At 41.2% G+C, this 9,056-nt stretch carries 9 protein-coding genes; all 9 read right to left on the bottom strand.

Going from position 1 to position 9,056, the window contains the following annotated elements; genetic code table 11:
* Positions 1 to 278 precede the first annotated feature (278 nt).
* Complete coding sequence (locus VST71_08490; GenBank protein ID MEC4685752.1) at positions 279 to 926, bottom strand: sugar transferase; 648 nt, start codon at positions 924 to 926, stop codon at positions 279 to 281.
* 166 nt (positions 927 to 1,092) lie between these two features.
* Complete coding sequence (locus VST71_08485) at positions 1,093 to 2,322, bottom strand: DegT/DnrJ/EryC1/StrS family aminotransferase (GenBank protein MEC4685751.1); 1,230 nt, start codon at positions 2,320 to 2,322, stop codon at positions 1,093 to 1,095.
* A 36-nt stretch (positions 2,323 to 2,358) separates the two neighbouring features.
* Complete coding sequence (locus tag VST71_08480; GenBank protein ID MEC4685750.1) at positions 2,359 to 3,141, bottom strand: formyltransferase family protein; 783 nt, start codon at positions 3,139 to 3,141, stop codon at positions 2,359 to 2,361.
* Positions 3,142 to 3,155: 14 nt separating this feature from the next.
* Positions 3,156 to 4,025 (bottom strand): polysaccharide deacetylase family protein, encoded by an 870-nt coding sequence (locus tag VST71_08475; protein MEC4685749.1) that lies wholly within the window; start codon positions 4,023 to 4,025, stop codon positions 3,156 to 3,158.
* Between the two features lie 9 nt (positions 4,026 to 4,034).
* The gene (locus tag VST71_08470) at positions 4,035 to 5,057 is read right to left on the bottom strand and encodes a glycosyltransferase family 2 protein (protein ID MEC4685748.1); all 1,023 of its coding nucleotides are present in this window, start codon (positions 5,055 to 5,057) and stop codon (positions 4,035 to 4,037) included.
* A gap of 79 nt (positions 5,058 to 5,136) precedes the next feature.
* On the bottom strand, positions 5,137 to 5,655 hold the full coding sequence (locus VST71_08465; GenBank protein ID MEC4685747.1) for a hypothetical protein: 519 nt from the start codon (positions 5,653 to 5,655) through the stop codon (positions 5,137 to 5,139).
* A 51-nt stretch (positions 5,656 to 5,706) separates the two neighbouring features.
* Positions 5,707 to 6,540, bottom strand: coding sequence for a metallophosphoesterase (locus VST71_08460; GenBank protein MEC4685746.1), 834 nt, complete (start codon positions 6,538 to 6,540; stop codon positions 5,707 to 5,709).
* Positions 6,541 to 6,826: 286 nt separating this feature from the next.
* Positions 6,827 to 8,491, bottom strand: a complete 1,665-nt coding sequence (locus VST71_08455) for a fibronectin type III domain-containing protein (protein MEC4685745.1) — start codon at positions 8,489 to 8,491, stop codon at positions 6,827 to 6,829.
* Positions 8,492 to 8,780: 289 nt separating this feature from the next.
* A partial coding sequence (locus VST71_08450) for a hypothetical protein (protein MEC4685744.1) occupies positions 8,781 to 9,056 on the bottom strand: 276 nt, incomplete at its 5' end.

The following is a 9,056-nucleotide window of genomic DNA, read 5'->3' as shown; positions in this document are numbered from 1 at the left end:
ATTCAGGGCAGGCTCTGAACCATGTGCTGAACTTGTTTCAGTATTGTTTCAGGCTTGGCAAGGCGAACAGACTGCGTCTCATAAGTCATCGATTCTTAGAGATTCTGAAATAAATTCAGAATGACATATATCGTTTTTTTTTGTTTGTGCAACAAACTTTTAACCAGCTAAAAAACTCTGTATTTATTTGCCGGTTTAATAACCACGAATTTAAAAATTTATAGGCACAGGGGACTCAGAAATCACAGAGAGAGACATTAAGCAAGTTAGACAGGCGGTTAATTTAGATTTCTTTTCTTCGTGTTACTTTGGGCACTTTGCGGTTGAATAGTGAAAGATGGATAGAAGATTCTATAAACTGTCCTGAAAATAAGTCGCAGGTCATAGAAGAAAGAAGCCCTGTCAATATATTCCCTGGCAAGCCTTATCTTTTCCGGCAGCAATACCTGCCGGTAATAGGCTTCAGGGTCTTTCTTGCCCATTAAAACACCTTCTTCATCCCTGTAGGTTATTGATGAAATATCCGTAATACCCGGCCTGACCTGTAATATATATCTATAATCCTCTTTATAAAGCTCAACATATTTTTCCATCTCGGGTCTCGGCCCTACAAGGCTCATATCACCCTTGAGCACATTCATGAGTTGTGGAAGTTCATCTATTTTGTATTTTCTGAGTATCCGTCCAATACGCGTCACCCTCTTATCCCCGCCAACTGTTATCTCAGGTCCTTTCTCAGGGGCATCAGTCGTCATGGTTCTGAACTTATAAATGCGGAAAGGCCTGAAATTCTTACCTATCCTCTGCTGCCTGAAAAAAACAGGACCACGGCTGTCAAGCTTTATAAGGATTGCCACCGCTATAAAGAGGGGTAACAATATAATAAGGCCGATAGATGAACTGGATATGTCGAAAAAACGTTTCATTCTTTGTCCGGGGGGTCAAGTCCCATGTCCTACATCCTAAGTTATTCTATAAATCTCTTCCACAAATTCTCTTGCCTCCTGCCATGCTTTTATGTCTTCAAAACTCTCTATCTTCATGCTTTTTATTTATAGACTTCGGACATAGAACGTCGGACATCGTACCTTCTCACCCTCTAAACCTTCTTATAATAGAACTAACCGATTCAACCACCCTCCCCACATCACCATCCGTCATCTTAGGATATATCGGCAGGGATATTATTCTCTTATAGGTCTCATAGGCAACCGGAAAGTCTTCAGGCTTGTAATCATACATATCACGGTAATACGGGTGTATGTGAAGGGGGATGAAATGCACGGATGTGCCTATTCCTCTGTCCTTAAGTTCTTCGATAAAACGGTTCCGGTCTATAGAAAGGCCCTCAAGGTTCAATCTTACCACATATAAATGCCAGCTGTGTCTTGTTTCTGAAGTCCGAAGTCCAATGTCATCAGTTCTATGTATTGAGTTACTAAAGTTATTAAATGGTAATTCAAGTTCCGGGATATCCTTGAAAGCCTGGTTATACATTTCGGCGATTTCAGATCTTCTCAGCCAGAGTCTGTCAGCTTTTCTTAACTGGACAATCCCGAGTGAAGCAGCTATATCTGTCAGATTGTATTTATACCCGGGGGCAATAATCTCATAATACCATGAGCCTTCGGCAGTGTATCTATTCCACGCATCCTTACTGATACCGTGCAGGCTCATAATCCTCATCCTCTCTGCCCACTCATCATTGTTGGTGGTGACCATGCCACCTTCACCGGTTGTAATATTTTTAGTGGCATAAAAACTGAAACACGTTATATCCCCAGTCGAGCCTACGATCCTGCCCTTAAAATATGCGGGCAGGGCATGGGCAGCATCTTCAATCACCTTCAATCCGTATTTTTCAGCTAATATCCTGACAGAATCCATATCACAGGGATATCCCGTATAGTGAACAGGAATTATGGCCTTTGGCAGTGACGATTGATTATTGTTGATTGTTGAGAGGTATCTTTCTATTTCTTCGGTATTGATATTCATGGTCAGGGGATCTATGTCTACAAATACGGGTTTTGCCTTAAAGTAGCGTATGACCTCTGCCGTGGCCGCAAAAGTCATCGGGGATGTAATGACCTCGTCACCTTCCTTAATACCTATGGCATCCAGTGCAAGATGGAGGGCGGCTGTACAGGAATTAACAGCAATTGCATGTTTGCAACCAATGTATTCTGCAAATTCAGCTTCAAATGCCTTTGTCTTTGGTCCTGTTGTAATCCATCCAGACCTGAGCGTATCAAGGACCTCAGCTATCTCCTCGTCTTCAATCAGGGGCAGGGAATAAGGAATAAACTTATTGTATGACATTATTTTTGCCTTTCCATTCAGTCGTAACATGGTCTTTTATCTGAATCGCCTCCCATTGCTAAGAAAACGTTTCACATCCTCCCTTTTTGGCCAACCATAATAATTGCCCTTGCTCATATCAAGAGCATATGTTTCAGCTTTGTCTCTGTTAATCTTTTCAACGCCTTCCACAACCATCTCGGCACCTATCCTCTTGGAACGCCTGATAAAGGACTCGAGTGTATCATCAGGATGAACCGGAAACTTTCTCTGTACAAGCACATCACCGGCATCTATCTTCTCGTTTACAAAAAAGAGCGTACTACCGGCTTCATTCTCATTGTTTGCCAATACCCAAAAAGAGGGCATGACACCACGATAGTCGGGCAAAATAGAACCATGCAGGTTAAGACATCCCTTCAATGGCAACTCTATAAGTTCCCGCTTGAATATCTGAGGACAGGATATGGAAATCAGCAACTCGGTCTTCCAATCTTTTAACCGGTCAATGTTACGTTTGCTATTTACATCATCTTCATACAGATATGGGATCCCGTATTTTTTAAAGACAGCGCTCATAGAATAAAAAACATCTCCTCTCCCTCTGAACAGAAAATCCATCCCTTTATAATAAATAACCCTGAAGGACAGGATTGCTGCCTCCTTGACTCCAAAAGTCTTTGCATAACGCAGGCTGAGATCAAGCTTTGTGGTATTCTTATAAACCGGTGGCACTATTATCACCTTTATATCATGGCCGGAAGACAGCTTCTCAATAACATAACGGTAAAATTCCGGCAGGTAAAGGGGTTCATCCGGACTTAGAAAAACTATACGCATATCCTTCCCTCCTTTCAGCTTGAAGTTTTGTCCTGCGACAACTCTTCATGAATTCTTTTCAGTACCTCTGACATGGGGCCAAAAGTCTCTTGCTTTAGAAGTCCTGAAACTTTCTTCTGAAAGCTCCGTCGACCCAAGCCCTGATGCAGGCGGCGATACCCTGGAACGCGTTTTATGATTTGCTGCCACTCGTGGGGATTGAATTCATAGGGGTGACAATAGATTATGAACGGCTGTCCCTGAGAGCCTAATTTTCTCAGGCTGTAGTTCAGAAACCACGAAGGGAATAAACGGAAATATCCCCCTCCGCCAACAGGCACTCTGAATCCATCAATCCACGTCATCTCGAGTACTGACACCGGTAACTCTTCGATCTCTCCTGAAGGGGTCTTGATTATGCTGTATCCCCTCGTGAATCCAGCTATACCGTAACGACTTGTCTTCAGGGGGAAAATAGAGGAATCATAACGGATTCCACACTCATACATTACTTCAAATGCCCAAAACGATTCTTTATCAATAGAAAAATCAGGAGCCCTGAAACCGGTTACAGGTTCTCCGGTTATATCCTCAAGACGCTTTCCTGTCTCTTCCAGTTCTTCCTTAAACTCACCGGGAGTCATGTTGTTGATTGGGCGATGTGAATAACCATGAGACTGTACCTCATGTCCCTCAGCATAAACCTCCTTGACCAGATGAGGGAATGTCCTGGCAACGAGTCCCTGGATAAAAAAAGTACCTTTCACGTTGTGTTTTGAAAGAAAATCGAGCACCAGCCGTGTATTATGAACACAGACCTCGTCGACCGGGGCATTGAAATCATAAGAAGACTGGTACCAGTCTTCAACGTCTATGGAAAAAGCGTGTATTATTTTCTCTGACAAATTAAAGTCTTATCTGGTTAAGGTTTCAAACCACTTTGGTTTTACATTAAATAATGAACACAATACACCTATCAAGAAACCAACCCCATAACCTATATGTATAATCGCCATAGAAAAAGCAATTAAGGGAAACAACTTCAGGTCTTTTTTATATGAAAGCCTGATGGACTCCAAGCATAAAATCAGGAAATAGCTTATAACGTATAATCCTGTTCCAACTCTTGCGTATTTATTAAATATCGCCGCAAAAGACAATACTAAAAAACCTAACACTAATGAAGTTGGAGCTAAATGCCTCAAAGAAGCCTGAGTTGGATGCTTTTTTAAGACAGGGACCTTCCAATAGCCGTATTGCATGAATTGCTTAAAAAGGTGCAGAAAATTTTTCCTTGGAAAGTACTTGACTTTAACTCTACCGGTTTGAATAACCTTCCCGCCGTTCTCTCTCAATCTGAAAGATAGCTCATCGTCCTCATTTTTAATCATTTCCTCATCATACATGCCAATTTCTAACAAACGTTCCTTTTTAAAACAGCCTCCATATACAGCATCAGTCTCCCCTGTAAAGTCTCCTCTATCTCGTAATGCGCTACCCATTGACAATGGGCTTTTATATGCAGTTGCAATGCTTTTCTGAACATATGTTTTACCTTCCGGTTCTAATACAGCACCTACGTTATCAGCTTTACTCTGCTCACTCAACTCAATAAGCTCGCAAAGATAATTTTCTGGGTGAATACACCTTACGTCTGTTCTAATAATGTATTCCCCCCTTGCTTTCCGAATACCAAGGTTCATGGCGTGAGGGATTGTCCTTTCAGGATTATCAATCAAGATAAGGTCAGGATAGTCTTTCATTTTTTCTGATATGATTTCACGAGTTCCATCATCACTCATCCCGTCAATAATAATCACCTCAAACCCGCCTTCAGGAGACTCAAAACTAAAAACATTTTTCAGACAAGTCTCTATGGCTTCAACTTCATTTCTGCAAGGGATTAAAACCGAAACCTTGTTTTCTCTAATATCCATGATTTAATAATTCCATATTTCTTGGCTGCAAACAAAACAAAAGCAGGTTGTGGACTCGATGCAATTTCATTCCGGCAATTTACTTTCTTAACTCAATATTATCAAAATACAGCGTATGTTTCTGCTGAGATTTTAGTAACAGAACGGCAATCTTCTTCATCTTATGCAGCTTTAAGTTTCTTTTCTGAGGACCCTTTTTGATTTCAGCTATAGGAATACTTATATGATTCAGGCCTGAAGATAGAGCATATACTTTTGTGTAGTATTTGCCCGGGTCTCTATCACTATCCTCATCTATAAATCGAATCGTAAGCGGCAATTGTACATGTTCCGGATTAAAAACATCAATATTAAACCAATTATATGTAGACCAATCATTTTCTGTCAGAAAAACCCGGAATATTGGTTCCTGAGAAGGAGATATCTCCACCTTTAAGGCTAGCATTCCATGCGTTCTATGTAATGGGGTCAGTTCAAACCACCTGCCACATTCCCAGACAAGCCCATCAAGTTCCCTTTCAGATTCAAAGCTGGCCAGAATAAGGTTTGCTGGTTTCTTTATACATGAAGTCAATGAAAACAATAATAATACCGTCACATAGAGACTAAAGCGTCTTTTGTAAGAAGGGTTCACCATTTAAGACAGGTTCTACTTAAAATTCAAAATTGCAATCTGTGGAGGCACACCTATTCTAACCGGTATAATACTAGTACCTATCCCAGAGTTAACATACATGACAGTTTTGCCCTTATTATATAACCCCGTAGTATATTTCAAATCATGTATACCTAAACTGCTTATAACTCCCCCTAAAATAGCTACAATAAAAATTTGACCTCCGTGTGTGTGTCCAGCGAGCAAGAGATCGATACCACTTCTTGATGCTTCCACAAAAAGGTCCGGAGAATGAGACAGCAGAATCTTTGGAACTTCCCGAGGGATTTGTCTGATTGAGGATTTGAGATCAGCTCTTCCAGTAACAAAGTCGTCAACTCCAATAATAGCAAGCTTTAAAGGTTGCAATGAACCATCTGTTCTTTTGATTTTTATCACTTCGTTTGTATTTCTAAGAAATCTTACACGCTTTTTTTTAAGCAAACTTTTTGAGTTAGGCTCGTGGCAAAGCAAGCACATCTCCTTAGCATTTGAATAGTCGGAGTTACCCAAAACAGCCCAGACACCAATTTTAGCAGGAACATTCCTAAAAAATTGCAATACTGGCTTGAAATCTGCTCCCCATTCAATCGCATCTCCTGTAAAAAAGACAATGTCAGGATCAATGTTTCTTAAAACTTTAACAACTTTCTTTTCTCTTCTACCATACTTTGATATATGTAAATCTGAGATTTGTACAACTTTATAACCTTTTAGCACGTTTGCCAGTCTTTCAGAATGAATATCAATATTTTTAACAGTAACAACATACGGCTCAATTAAAAACCCGTAAACCAATAATCCTGAAGACAAATAAAATACAGACATAAGGCAAAGCTTTCTATATAATGATACTTGAGGCATATTAAGCATCTGGACTCAGAAATAAAGAGCTTGGATTAAGAAGGGGTATTCTAAACGTGACTTCAAAACATGCAAGACTCTCACAAATTATTAATGGAACGGCTTGACGGTTAGACTACCAATACATCGCTTTGTCCTACCCGGTATCTAAGCGTCAAGCCAACAAAGAGAAACTCCTTTATTATCACTATTGATTGCCTCACTGATTTAATCCCTGAGGTTATCAATGAAATAAGCTCATCTGCAATCCTTACTGCAAATCCAGCCACCAGTTGGGGGGAAGTGCAACTTCGTATATCTCGTTATTGTCTGCCCCTCTCCAGTTTGAACAATAATACATTTTTGTTCCATCATAACTCATAGAAACCATCTGCTCTCCCAAATAGTCCTTTCCTGATTCACCACGCAAGTTCTGAGTATAAGCAATTCTCCAAACACTGGGATTCTGGCTGGCAGGAATGGCTTCAATAGCTAAAATCTGATCTGCAGCCCAGCCTGAATTTGTATAGATATCCAGGAATATCCAACCTTTTTGATAGGGTTGATAAACTCTTGAAAAATGATGTCCTGCCCAACCAAGGTCTCCCTGGTAGTAGACCTTAAAGTAATCCTCAGATAAGATATTGGAAAATCTAAGCCAATCTCCTGTCCCAGCATTGTTTATTTGCAGAAACCCTTCATTGCCGCTTTTGTCCCAAGCCCACCCGGAATGCGCACTTCCTGCTGCCACTTTAACAGGATTTGTAAAATCTAAATCCCATGCGTGTGGACCATCAAAATTGCTTCCCTCGCCCCCGGAATGCCAGTAGCTGGAAAGCACCACCTTTGAGCCGGACGGTGATACGTCCACAAAGTTCGGTTTGGGAGGAGAATTCAATGTCCCGAGAATTGTATCTGTCTTTTTATCATAAGTAATAATCGCCGCTATATCATAGTCAGGAGCTCCGTTCCTGATTATAAATGCCCAATAGCTGCTGTCTGCGGAAGAATCTCCTTCATCATCATTGTAAGCTACCTGCGCATCTGGATACTCATCCGAAAAATCATGCAAGAGAACATTATATTTGGGATCATCTGGTTGGCCATCCGGATAATTAATATCTGCCTGATAGAATTTTAATCCATCCCTGTAATAAATACGGGTTGGATAATTGCCTGAATAATCCCATCTGTATTCAGGCTGAGCGTCTATTCCTCCGTTGTTCGCATATGGTTTTCCCGTTGCGTGCGGAGCTACACGCACTTTACGAGTTTGCAAGTCCATAATGTAGTATGGGTTCCCTTTTGTGCCCTTTATTTCCATAAGCAGATGTCTCCCGTTACTGCTTACAGGGCTCACCCTGACATAATGAACACAAGCGCTGGAAGCACCTGGAACATCCTTTTCAGCATCCGTTATTCGTCTTATTGTCAGGCCTGTAACCGGATCCGTATAAGTCTCCCACTGAGCTGGTTGAGAAACCGTTGGCTGACCATAATCATCAGTCCCCATTATATATTCAAAAGTTGAGGCATCGGTAATTGCCGCAACAACGTTTGATTGATTTGAAGTATTAGGCACCTCATCAGCAGTCTTTACGGCAACGTAATATGTGGTTTCAGGCACAAGTCCTGTCACTGTCATCGACTGAGTGGTTCCGGCTGCCTCAGGTGTCGGCTCTCCCGTTACCCTAGTGGCTGCACTCCAGTTTGCATCACTTATTGTTGATGTGGAATACCTGATATCATAACTCACTGCCGTACCTGTATCTCCATCGTCTCCAGGCGCTGTCCAGCTTAGCTCTATCGAATTTAATGTCGGGTTTGAGGCTGCAAGGTCATTGATTGCTGCCGGCGCTGTTGTATCGCCAGTAACATCACTGCTGCTGACATCATTTAAATCATTTTCACCAGCAGACCCACATGAATACAGCATAAACATAGAAATCAATGCCAACAGAACAACCGGGTAACCCGACTTGATCTTGCCTATTTTTAGTGCTCTCTCCATAATAAATGACGGGGCATTAAAAAGTGACTTCAAAACATGCAAGACTTTCACAAACTATTAATGGAACGGCTTGACGGTTAAACGGTCAACACATCGCTTTGTCCTACCCGGTCTCTAACCGTCAAGTCTATCAAGAGAAATTTTTCGTACATCAGACATTGATAGCCTTGCTTTATCAGCAAGGCTATCAATGAAATCAGCTCAGCAGTTATCTTTACTTCAGATCCAGCCACCAGTTGTTGGGAAGCGTGACCTCGTATATTTCTTTATTATCTCTTCCCCTCCAATTTGAACAATAATATATTTTTGTTCCATCATAACTCATAGATGGCATGGGGTTTTGTCCGCTACTATATTGATTTTGAGTATAAGCAATCCTCCAAACCCTAGGATTCTGGCTGGCAGGAATGGCTTCAATAGCTAAAAGTTGACCTGCAGCCCAACCTGAATTTGTATAGATATCTAGGAATATCCAACCTTTTTGATAGGG

This window comes from Nitrospirota bacterium (assembly GCA_035873375.1).
GTDB lineage: Bacteria > Nitrospirota > Thermodesulfovibrionia > Thermodesulfovibrionales > JdFR-85 > BMS3Bbin07.
This window is presented reverse-complemented; position numbering and strand designations above follow the sequence as displayed.

Bases quoted from the DNA above. Each gene is read 5' to 3' on its own strand.
- VST71_08485 (MEC4685751.1), bottom strand. From the start codon at position 2,322: ATGTCATACAATAAGTTTATTCCTTATTCCCTGCCCCTGATTGAAGAC.
- VST71_08455 (MEC4685745.1), bottom strand. From the start codon at position 8,491: ATGCTGTATTCATGTGGGTCTGCTGGTGAAAATGATTTAAATGATGTC.
- VST71_08480 (MEC4685750.1), bottom strand. From the start codon at position 3,141: ATGCGTATAGTTTTTCTAAGTCCGGATGAACCCCTTTACCTGCCGGAA.
- VST71_08490 (MEC4685752.1), bottom strand. From the start codon at position 926: ATGAAACGTTTTTTCGACATATCCAGTTCATCTATCGGCCTTATTATA.
- VST71_08470 (MEC4685748.1), bottom strand. From the start codon at position 5,057: ATGGATATTAGAGAAAACAAGGTTTCGGTTTTAATCCCTTGCAGAAAT.
- VST71_08460 (MEC4685746.1), bottom strand. From the start codon at position 6,540: ATGTCTGTATTTTATTTGTCTTCAGGATTATTGGTTTACGGGTTTTTA.